This window comes from Nostoc sp. DedQUE09 (assembly GCF_034530915.1).
Taxonomy (GTDB): Bacteria; Cyanobacteriota; Cyanobacteriia; order Cyanobacteriales; family Nostocaceae; genus Nostoc.
This window is the reverse complement of sequence record NZ_JAVRCE010000043.1, coordinates 15,621-35,328: the sequence shown is the minus strand read 5'-3', so window position 1 is coordinate 35,328 and position 19,708 is coordinate 15,621. Positions and strand designations below refer to the sequence as shown.

At 41.5% G+C, this 19,708-nt stretch carries 24 protein-coding genes; 13 read left to right on the top strand and 11 right to left on the bottom strand.

Going from position 1 to position 19,708, the window contains the following annotated elements:
• Positions 1-120 precede the first annotated feature (120 nt).
• On the top strand, positions 121-738 hold the full coding sequence (locus tag RMY27_RS23650; RefSeq protein ID WP_322667327.1) for a Crp/Fnr family transcriptional regulator: 618 nt from the start codon (positions 121-123) through the stop codon (positions 736-738).
• Positions 739-886: 148 nt separating this feature from the next.
• Positions 887-2,548 carry an iron uptake porin gene (locus tag RMY27_RS23645; protein ID WP_322667326.1) on the top strand — a complete coding sequence of 554 codons (1,662 nt, stop codon included), beginning with the start codon at positions 887-889 and terminating at the stop codon, positions 2,546-2,548.
• An 82-nt stretch (positions 2,549-2,630) separates the two neighbouring features.
• On the opposite strand, the gene RMY27_RS23640 is transcribed toward RMY27_RS23645, so the two are convergent.
• Positions 2,631-2,891, bottom strand: a complete 261-nt coding sequence (locus RMY27_RS23640; protein WP_322667325.1) for a hypothetical protein — start codon at positions 2,889-2,891, stop codon at positions 2,631-2,633.
• 233 nt (positions 2,892-3,124) lie between these two features.
• Here RMY27_RS23640 and RMY27_RS23635 point away from each other — a divergent pair, with 233 nt between their 5' ends.
• The 3 genes from RMY27_RS23635 (at position 3,125) to RMY27_RS23625 (ending at position 5,909) form a co-directional block, all read left to right on the top strand.
• A complete protein-coding gene (locus RMY27_RS23635; protein ID WP_322667324.1) occupies positions 3,125-3,727 on the top strand; it encodes a DUF3318 domain-containing protein in 603 nt (200 codons plus the stop codon).
• A 125-nt stretch (positions 3,728-3,852) separates the two neighbouring features.
• On the top strand, positions 3,853-5,397 hold the full coding sequence (locus RMY27_RS23630; RefSeq protein WP_322667323.1) for a hypothetical protein: 1,545 nt from the start codon (positions 3,853-3,855) through the stop codon (positions 5,395-5,397).
• A gap of 320 nt (positions 5,398-5,717) precedes the next feature.
• Positions 5,718-5,909 (top strand): hypothetical protein, encoded by a 192-nt coding sequence (locus RMY27_RS23625; RefSeq protein WP_322667322.1) that lies wholly within the window; start codon positions 5,718-5,720, stop codon positions 5,907-5,909.
• A 183-nt stretch (positions 5,910-6,092) separates the two neighbouring features.
• Here the strand turns inward: RMY27_RS23625 and RMY27_RS23620 are convergent, their stop codons facing one another.
• From RMY27_RS23620 to RMY27_RS23595, 6 genes are all read right to left on the bottom strand, one after another.
• Positions 6,093-6,497, bottom strand: coding sequence for a hypothetical protein (locus RMY27_RS23620; protein ID WP_322667321.1), 405 nt, complete (start codon positions 6,495-6,497; stop codon positions 6,093-6,095).
• A gap of 439 nt (positions 6,498-6,936) precedes the next feature.
• A complete protein-coding gene (gene hisA / locus RMY27_RS23615; RefSeq protein ID WP_322667320.1) occupies positions 6,937-7,710 on the bottom strand; it encodes a 1-(5-phosphoribosyl)-5-[(5-phosphoribosylamino)methylideneamino]imidazole-4-carboxamide isomerase in 774 nt (257 codons plus the stop codon).
• A 47-nt stretch (positions 7,711-7,757) separates the two neighbouring features.
• Entirely contained in the window at positions 7,758-8,057 is a 300-nt protein-coding gene (locus RMY27_RS23610) for a DUF3593 domain-containing protein (RefSeq protein ID WP_099099640.1), read from the bottom strand.
• Complete coding sequence (locus RMY27_RS23605) at positions 8,054-8,389, bottom strand: DUF2499 domain-containing protein (RefSeq protein WP_322667319.1); 336 nt, start codon at positions 8,387-8,389, stop codon at positions 8,054-8,056. Before RMY27_RS23605 ends, RMY27_RS23610 begins: the two co-directional genes overlap by 4 nt.
• A gap of 119 nt (positions 8,390-8,508) precedes the next feature.
• A complete protein-coding gene (locus tag RMY27_RS23600; protein ID WP_322667318.1) occupies positions 8,509-9,507 on the bottom strand; it encodes a glycosyltransferase family 2 protein in 999 nt (332 codons plus the stop codon).
• 113 nt (positions 9,508-9,620) lie between these two features.
• The gene (locus tag RMY27_RS23595; RefSeq protein ID WP_322667317.1) at positions 9,621-10,319 is read right to left on the bottom strand and encodes a TVP38/TMEM64 family protein; all 699 of its coding nucleotides are present in this window, start codon (positions 10,317-10,319) and stop codon (positions 9,621-9,623) included.
• 103 nt (positions 10,320-10,422) lie between these two features.
• Between RMY27_RS23595 and RMY27_RS23590 the strand changes: the two genes are divergently transcribed.
• The 4 genes from RMY27_RS23590 to RMY27_RS23575 all read left to right on the top strand — a co-directional run bounded on the left by RMY27_RS23590 (position 10,423) and on the right by RMY27_RS23575 (position 12,546).
• Positions 10,423-10,572: a hypothetical protein gene (locus tag RMY27_RS23590; protein ID WP_322667316.1), complete on the top strand. Its 150-nt coding sequence runs from the start codon at positions 10,423-10,425 to the stop codon at positions 10,570-10,572.
• A 198-nt stretch (positions 10,573-10,770) separates the two neighbouring features.
• Positions 10,771-11,817, top strand: a complete 1,047-nt coding sequence (gene csaB, locus RMY27_RS23585; protein WP_322667315.1) for a polysaccharide pyruvyl transferase CsaB — start codon at positions 10,771-10,773, stop codon at positions 11,815-11,817.
• A 31-nt stretch (positions 11,818-11,848) separates the two neighbouring features.
• Positions 11,849-12,166, top strand: a complete 318-nt coding sequence (locus RMY27_RS23580; RefSeq protein ID WP_322667314.1) for a hypothetical protein — start codon at positions 11,849-11,851, stop codon at positions 12,164-12,166.
• Complete coding sequence (locus RMY27_RS23575; RefSeq protein ID WP_322667313.1) at positions 12,163-12,546, top strand: aspartyl protease; 384 nt, start codon at positions 12,163-12,165, stop codon at positions 12,544-12,546. Before RMY27_RS23580 ends, RMY27_RS23575 begins: the two co-directional genes overlap by 4 nt.
• Positions 12,547-12,821: 275 nt before the next feature.
• Here the strand turns inward: RMY27_RS23575 and pgeF are convergent, their stop codons facing one another.
• Positions 12,822-13,607: a peptidoglycan editing factor PgeF gene (gene pgeF, locus RMY27_RS23570; protein WP_322667312.1), complete on the bottom strand. Its 786-nt coding sequence runs from the start codon at positions 13,605-13,607 to the stop codon at positions 12,822-12,824.
• 77 nt (positions 13,608-13,684) lie between these two features.
• On the opposite strand from pgeF, the gene RMY27_RS23565 reads away from it, so the two are divergent.
• The gene (locus RMY27_RS23565; protein ID WP_322667311.1) at positions 13,685-14,503 is read left to right on the top strand and encodes a biotin--[acetyl-CoA-carboxylase] ligase; all 819 of its coding nucleotides are present in this window, start codon (positions 13,685-13,687) and stop codon (positions 14,501-14,503) included.
• Between the two features lie 90 nt (positions 14,504-14,593).
• Entirely contained in the window at positions 14,594-16,165 is a 1,572-nt protein-coding gene (locus RMY27_RS23560) for a peptidoglycan DD-metalloendopeptidase family protein (protein ID WP_322667309.1), read from the top strand.
• Positions 16,166-16,230: 65 nt separating this feature from the next.
• On the opposite strand, the gene RMY27_RS23555 is transcribed toward RMY27_RS23560, so the two are convergent.
• Positions 16,231-16,911, bottom strand: a complete 681-nt coding sequence (locus tag RMY27_RS23555) for a riboflavin synthase (RefSeq protein WP_322667307.1) — start codon at positions 16,909-16,911, stop codon at positions 16,231-16,233.
• Positions 16,912-17,251: 340 nt separating this feature from the next.
• Here RMY27_RS23555 and RMY27_RS23550 point away from each other — a divergent pair, with 340 nt between their 5' ends.
• The gene (locus RMY27_RS23550; protein ID WP_100901288.1) at positions 17,252-17,749 is read left to right on the top strand and encodes a bifunctional nuclease family protein; all 498 of its coding nucleotides are present in this window, start codon (positions 17,252-17,254) and stop codon (positions 17,747-17,749) included.
• 154 nt (positions 17,750-17,903) lie between these two features.
• Complete coding sequence (locus RMY27_RS23545; RefSeq protein ID WP_322667305.1) at positions 17,904-19,034, top strand: aldo/keto reductase; 1,131 nt, start codon at positions 17,904-17,906, stop codon at positions 19,032-19,034.
• Between the two features lie 193 nt (positions 19,035-19,227).
• Here RMY27_RS23545 and RMY27_RS23540 read toward each other — a convergent pair whose 3' ends face one another.
• A complete protein-coding gene (locus RMY27_RS23540; protein ID WP_322667303.1) occupies positions 19,228-19,440 on the bottom strand; it encodes a hypothetical protein in 213 nt (70 codons plus the stop codon).
• 22 nt (positions 19,441-19,462) lie between these two features.
• Positions 19,463-19,684: a hypothetical protein gene (locus tag RMY27_RS23535; protein ID WP_289799296.1), complete on the bottom strand. Its 222-nt coding sequence runs from the start codon at positions 19,682-19,684 to the stop codon at positions 19,463-19,465.
• Positions 19,685-19,708 lie beyond the last annotated feature (24 nt).

Below are 19,708 nucleotides of genomic sequence, written 5' to 3'. Positions count from 1 at the left end.
TCTAGCTCTGATTGAGAAGAATAGACTTTCTGATATACAGGTAAATTTTGATACAAATTATTAAAGTTTCTTAATCATTATAAATAGCGAGATTCCCTGATAATTATGTAATTACGGTTAATGATGTATTCCACAAGTGCCACTTTAAACTCTTCTGCTGCGTCAAATAGCTGTACTTTCAACAGACAATTACCCCAGCAGATATTTACCCGTCGGGAAGTAATTCCACCTCAAAATGACGTACTTTGGCGTATTGAATACGGTGCAGTTCGTACCTTAACATGGAGTGAAGATGGAACATTTATCACTCTCGGTTATTGGGGACTAGGGGATTTGATCGGCTATCCTTTGTCTAAGGTGAAGCCCTACCAGATTGAATGTCTCACAGGCGTGGAAGTAAGCATTGTTCCACCTCATTTGTGGTATCAGGATATTAATGCTTTGTTGTCTCATATTCAACAAGCAGAGGATTTACTAAGCATTGTGCATCGAAAACCAATTTCGCTACGCTTATGGCAGTTTTTAGTATGGTTAAGTGAAAAATTTGGCCGTGACGTAGATAAGGGCAAGCTAATTGATTTAAATGTTACCCATCAAGATATTGCTGAAGTGTTAAATACTACGCGAGTAACAGTTACGCGACTCTTACAGCAGTTAGAGGAAGAAGGAACAGTTTTACGTCACAAACGCCGCATTATTTTGCGCCTACCAAATAAACTAATTAAAAACTATATATAGTTCAGCAGTATATTAACTTACTTGCTTGTAATAATCACAAAATTAATGTATAATCGTCGCTGTGATTGTGTGTGAAATCCACGAAAGAAAAGTGTTTAAAGCATTTTATCATAACTGGATTGTTGTAGGTGTGAGTGAAAGTAAAAACATGACAAAACGATTCTGGAATCTTTTTAAAGTTAGTCCGGTTGTATTAGCTGCTACATTTTTCGTTGCTAATAGTGCCTTAGCTGCTGAAGTCAACGAACAGGTAACAAATGTTGGCGAGTTATCTGAAACTCAAGAGTCTAACGAAATGAGTCAGGTAACATCAGTTTCTCAGTTTTCGGATGTGCAGCCGACAGATTGGGCGTTCCAAGCTTTACAATCTCTAGTTGAGCGCTACGGCTGTATTGCAGGTTATCCTAACAGTACTTATCGTGGGAACCGTGCTTTAACCCGTTATGAATTTGCCGCAGGTTTAAATGCCTGTTTAGATCGGGTTAACGAACTGATTGCTACAGCTACTGCCGATTTGGTCAGCAAACAAGATTTAGCTACTTTACAGCGTTTACAAGAAGAATATTCTGCTGAACTAGCAACTCTGCGCGGTCGCGTTGATGGATTAGAAGCCCGCACTTCTGAGTTGGAAGCTAATCAGTTCTCCACTACCACCAAGTTGGTTGGAGAAGCAATTTTCGCCGTGTCTGATGTTTTTGGTGACACTAGAGCAGCCCGTGGTGGCGCTCCTACTCAAGACTTGGATTATAATACCACTTTTAGCGATCGCGTTCGTTTAAACTTGTTGAGCAGTTTCACTGGTACAGACCAGTTGCAAATTCGTTTGAATGCTGGAAATATCGTCTCCAATCGGGGTAATGATGAATTAGGTACTGGTACTGGTACCAACATGACCCGCTTGGGTTTTGATGGAGATAACAACAACGCTATTGTAATCGATAAAATCAACTATGCTTTCAACTTGACTGACGCAGTACGTGTCAAAATTGATGCTACTGGTGGTGAATTATACGAGAATGTTAATACTTTCAATCCAGACTTTGCAAGCTCTGCTAGAGGTGCGCTCTCACGGTATGGACGTTTCAGCCCCATATATCGCCAAGGTCAAGGTGGCGCTGGTGTAACTGTTACCTTCAATCCTAAAGGCGCCATCAGCTTCAGCGGTGCTTATCTAGCTAGGACTGCTAACGACCCTACCCTTAATAATGGGTTGTTTGATGGTGATAACGCTATCTTTGGTCAGTTATCTTTCCAACCCACTAAAGCCTTTAATATTGGTCTAACTTACGCTCGCACTTATCAAACTAGTAATGTTAACAATACTGTTAACAACAACCTTTTCCAAGGTACAGGTAGTATTTTTGCCAACAATCCCTTTGGGAATAACACTGCTACGGAATCCAACAACTACGGTGTACAAGCTACCTTCCAATTTAGTCCTCAGTTGGCTATTAGTGGTTGGGGAGGTTACACAACTGCCGATGCTAGGACTGGTATTAATGCGGGTGCAGACGCAGATATTTGGTACTGGGCTGGAGCGCTCGCTTTGAAAGACTTTGGTGGCGAAGGCAACGTTTTAGGTGTGATCTTTGGTCAACCACCCAAAGTTACTGGTGGTAGCATCAAAACAGTCGCTGGCAATACTACCTTCGACGACAGTACTTCTTATCACTTAGAGGGTCTTTACAAGTACAAGGTTTCCGATAATATTCAGGTAACACCTGGTTTGTTGGTAATCTTCAATCCAGAGCACAACGATGCTAACGACACTGAATACGTAGGTACTTTACGTACTACCTTCACCTTCTAAAATTGGTGATGAAATATAAAACTGAGAATTAGATAAACAAAACCCCACCGAAAAGTGGGGTTTTGTTTAGAAAGAAAATTAGCTATGTAGGATTGTAATCTGGCTGATTGGATATATCTTTTGGGGGGCGATCGCTACTCCAAGCCCACCACACAGAATTACAGTGACAGTAATAAAACTCTTGCCATTTGCGACGACGGTCTTCCATAAGAACAGGCGATCGCCGATTTAGCCAAACTTTTTCAGCTTCTAGGCTACTTGAGTGGCAGTTAGGACAGCAAAAATCATAAGCGTGTATTGCCTTATTCGTCCATTCAGGTGGGAGGGGAGCAAAAGCGTCCATGTAGTTACAAATATAGTCTTAATGGCAAGCCAAAACTTTGAGGTTTGGAATTTGGCGGCAAACGAATACTATAGAATCCCACCATACTATACAAACTGCTTAATCAATATTTTTATGACTCGATCTGAATCTATTCAAGACTGCGAGAGCATCTCATCAATCAAAGATTAACATGAAAACTTTATTTTTTACACATCTAGTTACTATGCACATTATGGCTAATAATTAAATTTATGGAGCCAAATGTTGAAATTCGCCGTTTGTTAGATGTGATGCCTGCTTCTGGTCGGATGACGACAAAAATCGTCAGTAAGCCAGAGCAAGCAAAAGTAATTGACGCTTCCTTTCCCCAACCCTGGAACCAAGCGCGACCGATATATATTAATTTTGATTTGTGGCGTCGCCTGACAAAGCCGCAACGAGACTTGCTGCTGTTGCAGATGGTTAGCTGGTTAACGGGGGTAAAGTGGTTTAAACCCGACATCTATCAAGGCGTGGTGTTGGCTGGGCTGTTTGGCGGATTCTTGGAAGCAGCACAGTCAGATGTAGTGGGCGTTGCTGTAGCTGGAGGATTAAGTGCGATCGCTGCTTTTCGGATTTGGCGCACTAATAAATCTCAAGAGTCAGAGTTAAATGCTGATGCAGCCGCAATTAAAATAGCACAGCGGCGTGGTTATTCAGAAGTTGAAGCAGCACAGCACCTGTTATCAGCAATTGAAGCAGTAGCCAAAATTGAAGGACGTTCCGGTTTGAATTTTACTGAGTTGATTCGTTGCCAAAACTTACGAGCGATCGCAGGTTTATCACCAGTGGGTATACCAGAAAGTTATAAGTAAAAATAAGTAATAATCAAAATTCAGAATTCATCTGTCTGAATAGTTAAAGAATCATAAGAATATTTGACGATCATCGCATTTACAGCAATCTTGCCGATCCAAACAAATTGGATTCTGAACTAACAATGTTAAGCAATAAAATTAGCAAATATACTTCAAAATTATCTTTTAATTCTCCTTGGTTTATTATTCTTCTTTTTTCTTTTCTTGGTTTAATAGGTATTCTTAACCATTCAATGTGGCGAGATGAACTAAATCCCTGGCTGATTGTCAGAGATAGTGGCTCATTGGGGAATTTAATTGCAAATATTCGTTATGAAGGTCATCCTGTTCTATGGTATTTTTCTCTGGCAATTCTGAGAAAAATAGTCGATGATCCTATTATCATGCAAATTTTCCATTTGGCAATTACTGTTGTTTCAGTTTCACTTTTTTGCCTATATAGCCCTTTTAACTATCAACAAAAACTTCTATTTTCCTTTGGCTTCTTTCCTTTTTACGAATATCTTTTAATTTCTCGAAACTATGCATTTAGTATGTTATTTGTTTTTGCATTCTGTACAGTTTTTGCATCTAGAAAAATAACTTATACTTATTTGGCAATTCTATTGGGTTTACTAGCAAATAGTAGTGCTTATGGTTTATTAGTATCATTTTCTTTATTATTGACTTTGCTGGTTGAATTTTGTTTTGATAGTGAACATCGGCAGCAGTATTTTAGTCAAACCAAAAAATATGACTTATTTTTAAGTATTTTAATTATCACATTATGTTTTATTTTATCCATTTATATTATTACTCCTCCGACAGATAGTTATCTTCACGGTGGATTAAATAATGGTTGGCTAATAGAATTAGATATCCGTCATTTGTTGAGAAGCGTCGGCAGAGTATTTGGTAGTTATTTATTAATTATTCCTACACATAAAAGATGGTTAGATTTAATTGTTTGTGCGACAATTGCTTTATTTTTTGTAGTTTTAACTTTAATAAAATTATCTGAAAAACCAGTTATTTTATTTTTCTACATGATAGGCAATTGTATATTATTTTCCTTTACATACTTGAGATTTATAGGTATGCCACGGCATTTTGGACATTTCTATTTAGTTTTAATAGCAGCTTTATGGCTGGGAAGTTATTATCAAAAATCTATAGTTTTACTTAATAAAATTTCTATTCTTCCACGTTCAATTACATTTATTCATAAATGGCATTATCTGGCTTTGATGCTCATTCTTTATGTCCAGTTTGGGGGAGGAATTTATAGTTTTTCAAGAGATTTAGTTATACCATTTTCTGCTAGCCGCGAAACAGCCCAATATATTCACAAATCTAGATTAGATAATGAGTTTATTGTTGCCAGTCGAGATGCGAATATGGCTCCTTTATCGGGTTATCTCAATCGAAAGTTTTACTATCCAGAGATTGAAAAAATGGGAAGCTTTACTTTATTTAAAAAAGGTCGTCAAGAAGTGGAACAAACTGAGATATTAAGTCAGATTAATTCTCTACTTGAAAATCAAAATGGGCCAACGAAAGTTTTGCTTATTTTAAATAAAAAACTGAATGTCAACCGCAATAATTTGAAAATTGTTCCAATCAAAGATTTTCAGAGAGGCTGGGTGGATAATGAAAGATATTATCTTTATTGGGTAAATGAAGTATAAAAATAATGCGCTACAGAACTTTGTAGTTTAATATAGTATAGACTTTTTTGTACTAGAGGATCAGGAAATACATTTAAATGTGTCGCCAAAACACCTCAAAAATAACGCTTTTGCATCCTATTGACTAGCTTGCCACCACTGATAACTAGCTAGGATCGTGAGGCTAATCTACACTGGAATAAGAGAATGTGTGTTTAACTAACTTAGATATCAAAAACTGAGGAGTTTTGTCATACCTTCTCGGTGTTACTTATGAGGTGATTACCTCGTGTGGTAAAACTTAACTTAAATTCTGTCAGTTACTAACGGAGTTGATGGGAATGAGTACCTTAATTTTTATTGGCTTGATAGGAGTTTACGGAGGCGGCGTTTGGAAGTTTTGGAAGGGGTTTGAACGGACTAATTTTAATCCAAATTTGACCAATCGCATTGGTTTATCTTTGCTATGGCCAGCTTTGTTTATTACAAATCAGTCTTATCGTCGAAACTTTAGAAAGGCGTTGAAGGGCTAGGGATAACTATTAAACCTAACGTCATTCAATCCTGACGGTGGTATATATCTCAAATAAATTTAACCTAACCTCGCTTCCCTACCAGGGAAGCGAGGTTAGGTTTGCTCTTTTTACGAAGCAGAGGAATTAGGGGAGATAAGTTCGTAAATCGTTAGCAAATATTTCAACTGATGAATTTACGAATTATTTACCATTGGTTAATAGATGAATTGCTGCACCTACAGCGGCACCATCAACAGCATTGCCAAGAGTATCTCTTTTATCGCCAGTAACTACGCCTGTTACTGCGCTAGCTCCTGCACCAACTCCGACATCTTGAGCAGCGTTCCGGTGACGGCGATTGCGAGTATTTCTCAAACCATTTGCACCATTGACGGCTGCACCAGTGACACCACCCTTAACAGCATTCCCTAATACACTGCCATTTCCCCTAACAGCTCCGGTTACAACGTTGGTAACAGCCCCAATACCTGCATCTCTTAGTACTTGATCATCAGCAGCAGCGGGTTTGGCGGGAACTAAGGTTACACCAGCTAAACTTGCAGCCATGAGGCTGGGTAAAAGTGCGCGTTTTAGGATTTTATTCATTGTGTTACCTTCTCAAAACATCAAACAATTTTCTAAAAACCTAAGTTACTAGAGTCTGATAAAATCTGAGTTTTTTATCTGAACCACAGCAACTATTTATTGTTTGAGAACATATATATCATTGCATTTGCAAAGTCATAACTACATCTACTGAAAGCATGAATATAAATTCAGTCCACAGAAGGCCTTGCTGATTTTTTAAATCATACAAGGGATTACATCTTGACAAAATCAATTAAATATAAAATGTAGATTTTTCGCAATTAGCAAGAGATTTGTAATGAGGAATAATGTAATGTTTACCTTATCTATCTAAAGATAGTTGTTAAAATAATTATAATATCAATTCAATTAATGATTGCAATACATTCTTGGGTAAAGACGCGATCAATCGCGTCTCTACAAGATGGTCTATTTGTCGAACTTGCCACAAAAATTGTCAAGCAAAAGTAGAAAAACCGAGATTGGGTGGAATATCTTGAATTCGGCCAGGACCGATCGCTCGTAATGCTTCTTTGAGTAAAATATCCCCAGTATACAAAGCACGTCCGACAATTACGCCAGTCACGCCTTGAGGTTCTAACGCCAACAAACTCAACAAGTCGGTGACAGAACTTACCCCGCCAGAAGCAATTATCGGGATGGAAATTGCTGCTGCAAGTTCTCGCAAAGCTTCTAAATTTGGGCCTGTAAGTGTACCATCCCGGTGGATATCTGTGTAAATTATGGCGGCTGCGCCCAATTCTTGCATTTGTACAGCTAGTTGAGTTGCTAAAACTTCCGAGGTTTCTAACCAGCCGCGAGTTGCTACTTTGCCGTTACGGGCATCAATACCGATAATAATCTGTTCGGGAAATTCTTGGCAGAGTTCTTGCACTAACTCGGGTTGTTCTACGGCAATGGTTCCGAGAATTGCCCACTGTATGCCTAAATTAAATACTTGTTGTACACTGGTGCGATCGCGCAATCCTCCCCCAATTTCAATGGGTACTGACACTGCTTGAGCGATCGCTTCAATTGCCCCCAAATTTACTACTTTACCTGCTTTAGCACCATCTAAATCAACTATATGCAATCTGGTAGCACCTTGATCTACCCACTGTTTGGCAACATCACCAGGATTTTCGCTAAAAACTTGGGAGCGATCGTAGTCTCCCTGATACAGCCGCACACAGTGGCCTTCTAGTAAATCAATCGCTGGAATTACGTCCATTTAACTCTTCCTTATTGCAATCAAAACGCTATCTATCGCTGAATTTACTATTTTTCATTTTTCATTTGTAATTGCCTTACAGCTTGCCCAAAACCTAGCACAAGCAAGATGTTAGAAAGCGTTAAAAATAGTTCTGCACTACCGTGCAACCAATCCACATTGGCTAAAGACTCGCCATAATGCAATACAGCATAAATTCCTGCCGGGATGGTAATGGCAACAAAGACGAGAGTGCCGTAAAATCCATACAACGCTAAACGCGGCATTTGCGGACTGCGGCTGATAAACCACAAGAAACCCAAATAGGGAAACAGTGAAAGTGCAAATAGGGTTTCTTTAGAAATCATTGCTCTGATTTGATAGGTTTTGGTTCAACAGTGTTAACAGATTTGGTAGAACGCCAAATCAAAAACGCCGCCGCCCAAAGCGTAAAATTACCAACTAAAGTCATAGTAGCTTGAAGCGTTACCAGCCATTCCAAAGATTCGGCGTTGTCGAAATAATGCCAGGTACAAGCACACATAGCACTGACTAAAGCTGGTAACATCGCCAGGGATAATCCCCACCAGCTGCGGTTATTAGTCAGTTCGCCGTAAGTCCAGATTAACCAAATGGCAACAATCCACTCTATAACGCTAGAAACATGAATAATCCAGGTGGGAATCGAAAGGGTGTGCATAAGAAAGTTAGGAGTTGGGAGTTAGGGATTTGGAGTGGACAGTAGCACTGTCAAGGTGATATGTAGCTTGAATTTTATATTTGTTTAAACAAACCTTTATTATGCAACGCCAAAGATTCTTATTTGTAAGCGTCTTCTAAATTATCTAGTTTGTCAGAATTGCTCGTTGAGTTGGAGGATTTGCGCTCAAAACCACCTACCTCTGCCAAAGTATAGAGGGGTCTGGCTTTAACTTCTTCGTAGATCCGCCCTATATATTCGCCTAAGATGCCAACACTGACTAACTGCACAGATCCGAGGAAGAAAATTGCCATCAAAATAATCGTAAACCCAGTTAAAGGGGAATGGGGGACAAAAAGACGCCAATATAAGACTAATAAAGCCATGAAGATGGCGGCCGCTGCTGCTATTAAGCCTAAGTAGGTTGATAACCGCAGTGGCACTATTGAAAAAGACACTAAACCATTGATAGCAAGGGCTAAGGATTTGCTAAAAGTGTATTTAACTTCCCCAGCAAAGCGGGGGTTGCGCTCGAACCGAATTGCTGTTTGCTGAAAGCCAACCCAAGAACGCAAACCACGAATATAACGGTTACGTTCTGGCATAGAATTGAGAATATCTACAATCTGCCGATCCATTAGACAAAAATCACCAGTATCAGTAGGAATCTCTACATCTGCAAGCTTCTTAAGGATTCGATAAAAAAAATAGGCAGTAAAACGCTTAAACCATCCTTCTTTTTGGCGTTGAGTGCGTTGAGCGTAGACGACTTGATAGCCCTGTCGCCATTTTTCAACCATGTCGGGGATTAGTTCTGGTGGGTCTTGTAAGTCAGCATCAAGGATGACAATAACTTGACCCCGGACAAAATTAAGACCAGCAGTTACGGCAATTTGATGACCAAAGTTACGAGCAAAGCTCAGATAGCAAATGCGCGGGTCTTTTTGATGAAGTTCTCGTAGTAATTGTAGGGAGCGATCGCGGCTACCATCATTGATTAAAATTAATTCGACAAGCCCATCCATCCGATTCATTACTGCACTCAGTCTGCGGTATAGTTCTGGAATAATTTCTTCTTCGTTATAAATTGGAACAATGAATGAATACTTTGGTAACATCTAAAAGTATTGTTTAATTTTTTAACAGTTGATAGACTGCTTGTAATTATAAAGATTTGCTTCTCACCATACCTAATAAGACTTAAGTCAGATTGTTATAGTTTATTTATTCTTTAGGTTGAGTCATCTGAAGAGTCTGATTTTTTCAGCCTTTCTACAGCTTTTTTGGGAAAAGTTCGACGATGGCGATACCAAGTAGACCCGGCTACGAGCGTTCCAGTTAAGCCTAATGCAAGTATTAGCGGCAAAAAATCGCCTGTATTCACTGCCTTCAGACCAGAACTACCTAGTAGTACAAAAGGTAAGACACTAGGAACAGTACCAAGTGTTGTACCGAGAACATAATCTTTAAAACTGATTGAAGTCAGCCCCGCGACAAAGTTGACCAAGCCATAAGGCATGATTGGTACTAATCGAATGGCAAACATATAAAAAAGCCCTCCACGACGCACCTCAGCATCCATAGCTTGCCAGCGTCCTGCTAGTCGTTTTGCAACTGCTTTGCGTCCAATAGTTCGAGTAAAAACAAAGGCAATTATTGCCGCAATGACTGCTCCAACACTAGTCCAAACAGTACCCAGCCAAGGGCCAAAAATAGCACCTCCAGTCAAATTTAGTACCGTTGAGGGCAAAACTAACATGGTTGCCACAACGTACAAAGCAATATAAATAATAGGTGCCCAGATACCAGAAGATTTCAGCAAAGCTTGAATTTGTACTGGTTCAATGCCGCCAAGAAGATATATGGTTATACCAGTTGCAATTATGCAACTCAACGTGAGTAGCATAATACCAGTTTTCAAGTTCCACATTAGAACTCTACTCCTACTTTTTGTGTAACAAAACCCATCTTTTGAAAATTTAAATCCTTGTAGAGACGCGAAATTTCGAGTTTCTACAAGGATTTTTCACTAAATGTCTATTGTATTAGCTAGTTTTAAACAGAAGCGATCGCAACCTTTATCCAAGTATCGAAGTATCCAAGCACAGACCAAGAAACCGCAGAGTAGCAAGATTTGTGTCAATGAAACCGGAAGTGAACATTTCGGAGTCGAAAAAATGTAAGTAACTATAGCGCCTGCTATCCTGGTTAGGACAAGTCTGCTATGGATAACTGTGACAGTAGCTCTCTGACGATTTGGCAATGATAAATGTCCTAAGTTGTTTGACCACTGCTATAGAACTTGGGAATGAGTTTACCATCTATATGGGAGACAGAGATTCATTTAACAATAGCTATTAATCCAAAATCTAAAATCCAAAATGGTCAACATACGGGCATTATTGTCTGGGTATTATGGTAAAGGTAATGGTGGTGACGAAGCTTTATTGGCAACGCTTTTGCAAATGTTACCATCTCACGTAACGCCTGTGGTGCTTTCTGGTAATCCAGAAGAAACCCGCGATCACTACAATGTAGAAACCTACGATCGCATGGCTCCCTTAGCTGTACTACAAGCTTTACGTTCTTGTGATGCCTTGATTTGGGGTGGCGGGAGTCTCATTCAAGATGTTACCAGTACCATCAGCCCATTTTATTATGGGGGGCTGATGGCATTAGCGCAGAAAATGGGTTTGAAAACTGTTGCTTGGGCGCAGGGTATTGGCCCTTTAGTGCGTCCACAAACTCGTTGGTTAGCACGGCAAACCTTTAGTAATTGTACCAAAATCAGTGTCCGCGATCGCGCCAGTGCGGCTTTATTATCTGACTGGCAAATTCCTTGTATTATAGCTCCTGACCCAGTTTGGGCGTTGGAATCTCAACCAGTTCCAGGACTTTGGGATTTACCTGCGCCGAGAGTTGCGGTAACGTTGCGATCGCATCCCCAACTTACGGAAATACGTTTAGCAAACTTAACTCGTGCTTTGGTTGACTTTCAAAAAGCTACACAGGCTTTTATTTTATTACTGCCGTTTCAAAAAAGTGAAGATTTAAGTATTGCCGAAGCTATTCAACCACATCTTAAAGATGTTAGCAAGATTGTGTGTCTGGAAGAGCCGCAACTTTTAAAAGGTGTGTTTCGCGGCGTTGAAATGGCAATTGGGATGCGTTTGCACAGTTTAATTATGGCTGCTGCTGAAGGTTGTCGTTGCTTTGCTCTCAGTTATGACCCCAAAGTAAATCGTCTCATGGAAGACTTAGAAATGCCTGGGTGGGATTTAGCAAGTTTACCCGATGACCCCAATTTGATTGGTCTGACTTGGATAGAGCATTATGCCAATGGCGATCCTTTATCATCAGAGAAAATCCAATCTTTGGTGGATGGTGCTTTACTGCACTGCGAATTGTTGAGTGAAGCTTTGAGTTAGGTTTTTATTTAGATATAAACAAGATAATGATATGACACAGGTATCCCAACCAAAACGCACTCGCATTTTACCAGCATCAACCTTAGCACCTGAAGAAGTAAGCCATCGTCAGGAACAGCGTGATGCTCTTGCTGTGAGGTGTCGTGCTGTTTTCGAGCGCTTACGTCCAACTTTGATCGAAACGTATTATAACTGGCATATTGCTATCGACCCTGAAACAGAACAGTATCTTATCGATCCAACACTCTTGGGGATAATGCAAAAAATTCATGATGCTTATGGCAATACTAACGAAGTAAAACTTACTATATTCCGACTCAACGATACAGGAACCTGCGGCAGGTTATGATTTCAGGTTCGTTTGGCGATAATGGCGAACTATTATTTGAAATTCAGCTTGTTGCTGCTAATAATCACAAATTTTCTGTTGAAGCTTTACTGGATACTGGGTTTACAGATGGTTGGTTAGCTATCAATACTCAAGACTTGGAAGTATTGGAGTGGTCATTGATGACCGCACAAATTGAAATGCGGACAGCACGAGGGGAAGCACGATTCGATATCTATGAAGGCAAACTTATTATTGATGGAACTGAAGTTATAATTCCCGTCCATGTCGGAGATGACATTCCTGATACCATAATAGGTTCGTTGTGGCTGGACATTATGCAGTTGGTCGTTAATAAACCAAAAGGAATATTAACCCTTGAAATGGTAGATAGGAATTAATCTACTTACAAAATTCAGTCAAAACTTAGGAAAAGCAAATATACCAGGCGATTAGAAATCGCAGCTACACAAACGAACGCAAGTGCGTCTCGCAGAGAAGTCCGCATACGCAAACTTAAAGAATTTGAAACCCAGGATCGGTAGCTTTTGTCTGTATAGCCGCATTCGCGTCAGCGTGCCGGAGGCTCTATTCAATTCGCCAGGGCAGATGTTTTTACACTCATTGAGATGCTCCCATCTAAAACATCCTAACTATCCTGTAATGAGAATATAGGCTAGTAACTCGTTTTCTTGCTGACAATCCCTGACCACTGTACTTTTTTCTCTTTCTCCCGGCGGTAAGAAAAGAAATGCTCTGGAGTTTGGAAAGTACAATAAGGTGCGATCGCAATTTGTTCTGCACTAATCCCCATGTTTTCCAGTTGTAAGGTATTCACTCGCCGCACATCCAACCTTACTTTTCCTGGATCTGGATCTTCTCGCAAAGGTGAATTTGGTAGTTCATGTAGTGCAGTGACAATTTTTTCTTCGTCATTATGTGATATAATACTAGCCCCAATTTCGGCAGCCACTTCGGTTGAGACTTGGTAAACCTCACCAGCGATCGCAGGCCCCATAGCGATACGTAAATCATCGAGTTGGCTGCCTTGGGATTGTAAGCGAGCGATCGCCAAGGGAACAATTTTTTTAGCAGTCCCTCGCCAACCCGCGTGTAATGCTGCTACCCGTCCAGTTCGCACATCCCCAATTAGCACGGGTGTGCAGTCTGCGCTAGCGACCCAAACGGCTTGTAGAGGCTGCTCGCTCATTAAACCATCTGCCGATGCGAAATCCTCCTGTGCAGAGCTTAAGAAGCTTTCAACTTCTTGAGGGGTGAGAACAGTATTGCCATGAACCTGCTTTAAGCGATAGACTGATGCCTCTGGTTGCAATACTTCTGTGATAACTTGTGGCGATCGCGGCCAAAACTGCTGGGTAAAGAAGCCGTGATGCCAACGTTCCAGAATACTACAAGTTAGATAGGGCAGTCCTTCCCAATTGCGCCAGTGCCAAGTGTGCATCTTCAACCAAACCTAAACAGAAATCACTCATCAGCCAATCAATGCTAACTTGAACAACGGAATTTGGGTTAACTGCTGTGGGATTTAATTTGCAAAACTTGGAAGCAGCCTTGCAAGCAGGGCGTAAGCATACATATTTACCATTTTCCCTTCATTTTTTTGAAAGCGTCTCCTCAACCAACCAAACCCTCTGGAACTTACTCAACCAAGGGGCTATTTCAGGGACAGTAGTAATCGCAACTGTGCAATCTGCTGGGCGGGGACAATGGGGCCGCCAGTGGATTTCTCCGGCTGGGGGATTATATGTTTCCGTGGCGATTTCTTTCGACCACAAAATAGAGGCTACTGACAGCTATCAGCTAACTTTTGCTACTGCTTGGGGAATTGCGTCGCAATTGCGCCAATGCGGTATAGATGTTGGGATAAAATGGCCTAACGATTTAGTTTTAAATGGTCGCAAACTAGGCGGCATTTTGACAGAAACCAAAGTAAACAAAGGACAAATTACCCAAGCAGTAATCGGTGTTGGTATTAACTGGACGAACCCAGTCCCAGAAACTGGAATCAATCTGGAATCGTGGCAAGCTTCCCAAGATATTAGACCAATTTCTTGTCTGGAAATGCTCACCTCTAGAGTCTTGCTGGGAATAGAATCCGGTATAGAGTGCCTTTTTCAAGAAGGAGTAAGCATACTCTTGTCTCGCTATTTAGATTTGCTTACAAACATGGGTGATCGCGTGTATGTTAATAATCTTTCAGGTACAGTAGTTGGGGTAACTCCTCAAGGAAATTTACGAGTTTATTTAGAAACACATCATCCAAAGGGACTAATTACACCGGAAATTTATATTCAACCCGGTACAATCAGTTTGGGGTACCATAAATCTTCCGTTTAAATTTGAGGTTTGTTCAAAATTCCGCTCTTTGGGCAAAACAAACCACTAGCATCATCTCTTTAGGCTAATTACACACAACTGAGAGAACAAATGACGCAGCGCAATAATTCTGCCCATCATCGTTTGCATTACTTATGGCAGCAAGGTCTAACAAAAAAACGTTTTGCTTCAACATTACCAGCTCAAAGCCTCTGTTGGCTGAGTAGCGTTAGCCTCCTTAGCGGCGGCTTTGTGTTTGCCCAAACGGAAACACAAATAGACAATATCGTTCCCACTGTTGAAAGTTCTCAACCAACAGCAGTTACGAATCCAGTTAAAGCCTCGACTTTTAAGAAACAGGCTGTTGCACCGGAAACCCCTCAAGCGCAACCGGAATTTTCCCAACGGCGATCCAGACTCAGAAAAAGACTAGGCAGACCAGAGGTTGCTCAATCAAAAGAGCCAGTTAGGCAGTCTACACCCAAAATCGAAGCTGCTGAACCTGTAGTGATTATCAGACAGTCAAAGCCCAAAGTAGAAGCCTCCCAGGTTACTCCTGTAAGGGTGAGACAGGAAAAACCCAATACCCCTGCCCGCTATGCACCTGAAAAACTTCCAGTAGTTGCTCAACCATCAAATAACTTTAACAGCCCTATCAGTACAACGGCGGAAAAAACCAAGGATTATAATAACGCTTATATCGATCCTAATAGTTATGACAGTGGTGCAACAGGTACTTATCAAGCACCAAACTCTGTAATCGTTACAGAACGCTCCAGTGGTTGTCGAGCCATTTTGCCGTCAGGGCAAAGCGTATTAGGCGGCGTTTGCGCCAAAGTACCGCAGAGGAGTGTAGCTGATTCTAATGGTAAACCAGCACCTAATTGGCTCAGAAGAAGTCAAAACGCCCAATTAGCAGTAGTTTCACCAGCGCGGAAAATTGCAACTACTGGCAACACCAGTAGATGGGGTGCTGCTCAAAGTGGTTCTAGCAGTGTCACCAAGAGCGCATTTCGCTCGAATCGGTTTATCCCGACTCCCAGCGAGTTTAGCCCTACAAAAGTGAGTGCAACTCCCATTGCACCAAGTGGTGGGACTTTACCGCCACCAATGGCAGATGGTAACATTGCACCCCGCCCCAGCAACGTAACTTACGACTTCTCGCTGGCATCAGTATTGCCGCAAATCCCCTACATGGGGAGAATTGCATATAGTGGTACGGGAATGATGTATCCTCTGTCTATTCCTGCTTCCATCACTTCTGTATTTGGTTGGCGAGTTCATCCAATCACAGGTAATCAACGCTTTCATGCTGGTACAGACATAGGTGCGCCTACGGGTACGCCAGTTTTGGCAGCTGCTGCTGGTCAAGTAGAAACTGCAAGCTGGTTGGGCGGTTATGGTTTAACCGTTACCCTGAATCACAAATCGGCTCAACAAACCCTCTACGGTCACATGTCAGAAATCTTTGTTAAACCCGGTCAGTGGGTAGAACCTGGAACTGTCATCGGTCGAGTTGGCAGTACTGGTAACTCCACAGGCCCTCACCTGCACTTTGAAGTCCGTCACTTGTCACCAAACGGGTGGGTTGCTACTGACCCAGGTGTGCATTTACAAAGTGCCCTCAGTCAGTTAGTGCGAGGTTTGCAAACCGCTCAGGTAAGCCAAGAACCAGGCAGTTAGAAGAAAGTGAGGAGTGAAGAGTGAGGAGTTATGAATTTAAAACTCCTAACTCCTAACTCCTTTAGTTACAAATACCCGTGTTCTGCTAGGAATGCGGGTGTAATGCCATCTATACTATTGTCATCAGTGGCTCTAGTGTGGGGATTGCCAGAATAAAGGAATTTTTCCACGTATTTGCCGAGAATATCCCCTTCTAGATTCACCAAACTCCCAGCAACCAAATAGCGAAGATTTGTCTCGCTATATGTCAGGGGAATTACCGCTACTTTGAATTGGGAAAGTTCTGGTTCATAATCGGCGACTGTGAGACTGATGCCATTGACGGCAATGCTACCTTTGGGGACAATGTAGCGTGCGATCGCAACGGAAGCAATAAAGGTCATTTCCCAAGAACTAGCCGTTTGTTGTGCCACTAGCAATCGACCGATGCCATCTACATGACCCATCACAAAATGACCGCCAACTTTGCTGCCTACCTTGAGCGACGCTTCTAAATTGACATATCTCCTTTGGGTTTGCTCACCTCCCAAGGTTGTCCGGCGTAGAGTTTCTGGTGAAGCCGTGGCAATAAACCCGTCTTTTAAAACTTGTTCCACTGTCAGGCAAACACCATCTACAGCAACACTGTCACCATAAGCCAAATCTTGCATAATTACTTCACCCGACTGGTTTACACAAGTAATTTGCCAAGAATCGCCCCCCAAGGGTTCCATCGTTCCTAATGCCTGGATTAATCCTGTAAACACGGCTTTTTTGTCAAACTAACTCTATTTATTGCCTAATTTTGCCTGAAATCAATTGGTAATTGTCACAGAAATCTCGAACATCCAAGTATATTTTCTGACTTTTTTTCGCATAGGAATATTAACACATTAGCATCCTTCACAGGGCATACTTGGGTAAGAAGGTTATTGTCGAAGAAGACCAATTTGACTTACTCTGGTTTTCACCACAAGTTCGGAGTTTAATAGAAGCAATTATAGAGAACGAATGCTTATGTTTATTACTGTCACCAAACTGCCTAAAAATGGGTGCTATTTATTACACGGCATCCAAGACTCTCAAAGCATTGTAGAGGCTTAGGCAATGATTGAAATGAAAGTCGCTGGCATAGCATTAGATGCCATAACCCGCAGCCCAATCGTCCTTTTGAAAGATTCTTCAGATCGGCGGGCTTTGCCAATATACATTGGTCAGGAACAGGCTAGGGCAATTATGGGCGCACTGGAGAATCAGAAGCCTCCCAGACCCTTAACTCACGACCTGATTGTGAATCTTCTAGAGACTTGGAATATGACTCTAGAAAAGGTGATCATTCATTCCCTGCAAAAGGATACATTTTATGCAGCTTTAATCGTCCAGCAAGGCGAAGTCAAAAAAGAAATTGACGCGCGTCCTAGCGATGCGATCGCCATTGCCCTCCGTACAAATACTCCCATTTGGGTAATGGAAGAAGTTATTGCCGATGCTTCTATCCCTGTAGATCGCGATGCAGATGAAGCCGAACAGCAAGCCTTCCGTGAATTTATTTCTAATCTCCGTCCTGAAGATTTGATCAAGCGGTTTGGTAATGACGACAGCTAGGAGAGTTCTGAGTGCTGAGTGGGGAGTGCTGAGAAAGAATAGAGAATCTAGAGAATAAAATAAATTTCTTTATTCTTTCTTTTTCACTCTTGTACAGACAATATTAATCGTATTTATACTCAGCACTCAGCACTCATTACTCAGAACTGAATTTATGCAATACCGACGCTTTGGAAAAACGAATCTGCGCCTCTCGGTTTTTTCCTTGGGAACAATGCGCTACCTGGCTGATTTTGAAAATGCTCACCAGACCATCGAACAAGCCTTAGCGCTAGGAATTAATCATCTAGAAACCGCCAGAGGTTACGGCAAAAGCGAGGAGTATCTTGGTAGAGCGCTAAAAGCTGGGTTGTCAGTACCCCGAACGAAGCTTTATGTCACTACCAAAATCTCAGCCACAGCAGATGCTGACACCATGCGTCGGTGCATCGACGAATCCCTAGAACGATTACAGCTTGATTATTTAGATTGCTTGGGTGTTCATGGTTTGAACACTTGGCAACATTTAGAGTGGGTGCAAGCCAAAAATGGCTGTATGCAAGCCGTAGAAGAAGCTGTTACCGATGGTCGAGTACGACACGTTGGTTTTTCCACCCACGGGCCATTAGAGGTAATTCAGGCAGCAATCAACACAGATTTATTTGAATTTGTCAATCTGCATTATTACTATTTCTTCCAACGGCACGCACCAGCAATTCAACTAGCTGCCGAAAAGGATATGGGCATTTTCATTATTTCCCCTGCTGATAAGGGAGGACGCCTGTACACACCACCACAAACTCTAAAAGACCTGTGTTACCCGTATTCACCCTTAGAACTGAACTATCGCTTTTTACTTTCTGATACACGTATTAATACTTTGAGTATAGGCCCAGCTAACCCAGGTGAATTAAGAGAACCTTTGCAAATCGCTGACCATGATGGAGAGTTAACATCAGCAGAAATTTCCACTTTCTGGCAGTTAGAAAATCACCAAAAACTTGCTTTGGAAACTGATAATTGTAGCCAGTGTTATGCTTGTTTACCTTGTCCAGAAAATATCAATATTCCAGAGGTATTACGGTTACGTAATCTTGCCGTAGCATACGACATGAAAGACTATGGCCAATATCGTTACGGAATGTTTGAAAATGCCGGTCATTGGTTCCCTGGAATGAAAGGCAATCGGTGTACAGAATGTGGTGATTGTTTACCTCGGTGTCCAGAAAAGTTAGATATTCCAGCTTTATTGGCAGATACTCACCAAAAATTAAGTGGGAAGGCAGGTAGGAGATTGTGGGGTTGACAAATGCAGGGTCAAATTCGCTATCAGTCCCTCTTCTGGGCAACTACTTTGACCTGTGCAATTGCACCCTCTGGAGCTATATGTATAACGACGTATAACGGCTAAAGTGAGCGGCGTCGAGTAGACTAGAACGTAGCGCGAAGTCTCTGTACCGTCTGCTCCACTGCGTTGTTAGCTGGCTTGTCGCAACGGGCTAGTTCAAAAAACTCTCATATTCATCATGATCGCCGATCCAAATCCAATAATAATCGTCGCCCTTTTTCAAAGCTAATGCTCGATACCCACCACTGAGACGGGCAGACCAAAGGTTTTTACCAACTTTTTTGAAATGCAACGAGGGATGAAGTGAATTTTCCTGCCAAAGTTGATAAGCTTTCCGCGCTTGCTCTTGCATCTCAGGTGACAACTCGGCATACGCTTTTCAAAAATCAGCCGTCGCAAAGGACTTCATCGAGATCCCTTACGTTGTTTGCTGCAATGTCCTCCTCTGCTTGAGCAATGAGACGATCTAATTTTCCTGATGCTAAGTCCACTTCGATTTTCCGATCCCACATCTCATCAAGATATTCTTGAAGCCATTTTGCCAGATTGCGAACTTCATCCTCTGATAATTGCTTGATTGCTGATTCAACTTCTAGGCGAGTGTTCATCGGATACTCCACATACTAAAAGCA

Bases quoted from the DNA above. Each gene is read 5' to 3' on its own strand.
- RMY27_RS23575 (WP_322667313.1), top strand. From the start codon at position 12,163: ATGATTTCAGGTTCGTTTGGCGATAATGGCGAACTATTATTTGAAATT.
- RMY27_RS23560 (WP_322667309.1), top strand. From the start codon at position 14,594: ATGACGCAGCGCAATAATTCTGCCCATCATCGTTTGCATTACTTATGG.
- RMY27_RS23590 (WP_322667316.1), top strand. From the start codon at position 10,423: ATGTCTATTGTATTAGCTAGTTTTAAACAGAAGCGATCGCAACCTTTA.
- RMY27_RS23650 (WP_322667327.1), top strand. From the start codon at position 121: ATGATGTATTCCACAAGTGCCACTTTAAACTCTTCTGCTGCGTCAAAT.
- RMY27_RS23535 (WP_289799296.1), bottom strand. From the start codon at position 19,684: ATGAACACTCGCCTAGAAGTTGAATCAGCAATCAAGCAATTATCAGAG.
- RMY27_RS23600 (WP_322667318.1), bottom strand. From the start codon at position 9,507: ATGTTACCAAAGTATTCATTCATTGTTCCAATTTATAACGAAGAAGAA.
- RMY27_RS23610 (WP_099099640.1), bottom strand. From the start codon at position 8,057: ATGATTTCTAAAGAAACCCTATTTGCACTTTCACTGTTTCCCTATTTG.
- RMY27_RS23630 (WP_322667323.1), top strand. From the start codon at position 3,853: ATGTTAAGCAATAAAATTAGCAAATATACTTCAAAATTATCTTTTAAT.
- RMY27_RS23645 (WP_322667326.1), top strand. From the start codon at position 887: ATGACAAAACGATTCTGGAATCTTTTTAAAGTTAGTCCGGTTGTATTA.
- RMY27_RS23640 (WP_322667325.1), bottom strand. From the start codon at position 2,891: ATGGACGCTTTTGCTCCCCTCCCACCTGAATGGACGAATAAGGCAATA.
- RMY27_RS23595 (WP_322667317.1), bottom strand. From the start codon at position 10,319: ATGTGGAACTTGAAAACTGGTATTATGCTACTCACGTTGAGTTGCATA.
- RMY27_RS23635 (WP_322667324.1), top strand. From the start codon at position 3,125: ATGGAGCCAAATGTTGAAATTCGCCGTTTGTTAGATGTGATGCCTGCT.
- hisA (WP_322667320.1), bottom strand. From the start codon at position 7,710: ATGGACGTAATTCCAGCGATTGATTTACTAGAAGGCCACTGTGTGCGG.
- RMY27_RS23625 (WP_322667322.1), top strand. From the start codon at position 5,718: ATGAGTACCTTAATTTTTATTGGCTTGATAGGAGTTTACGGAGGCGGC.
- RMY27_RS23545 (WP_322667305.1), top strand. From the start codon at position 17,904: ATGCAATACCGACGCTTTGGAAAAACGAATCTGCGCCTCTCGGTTTTT.
- RMY27_RS23620 (WP_322667321.1), bottom strand. From the start codon at position 6,497: ATGAATAAAATCCTAAAACGCGCACTTTTACCCAGCCTCATGGCTGCA.
- pgeF (WP_322667312.1), bottom strand. From the start codon at position 13,607: ATGCACACTTGGCACTGGCGCAATTGGGAAGGACTGCCCTATCTAACT.
- RMY27_RS23550 (WP_100901288.1), top strand. From the start codon at position 17,252: ATGATTGAAATGAAAGTCGCTGGCATAGCATTAGATGCCATAACCCGC.
- csaB (WP_322667315.1), top strand. From the start codon at position 10,771: ATGGTCAACATACGGGCATTATTGTCTGGGTATTATGGTAAAGGTAAT.
- RMY27_RS23605 (WP_322667319.1), bottom strand. From the start codon at position 8,389: ATGCACACCCTTTCGATTCCCACCTGGATTATTCATGTTTCTAGCGTT.
- RMY27_RS23580 (WP_322667314.1), top strand. From the start codon at position 11,849: ATGACACAGGTATCCCAACCAAAACGCACTCGCATTTTACCAGCATCA.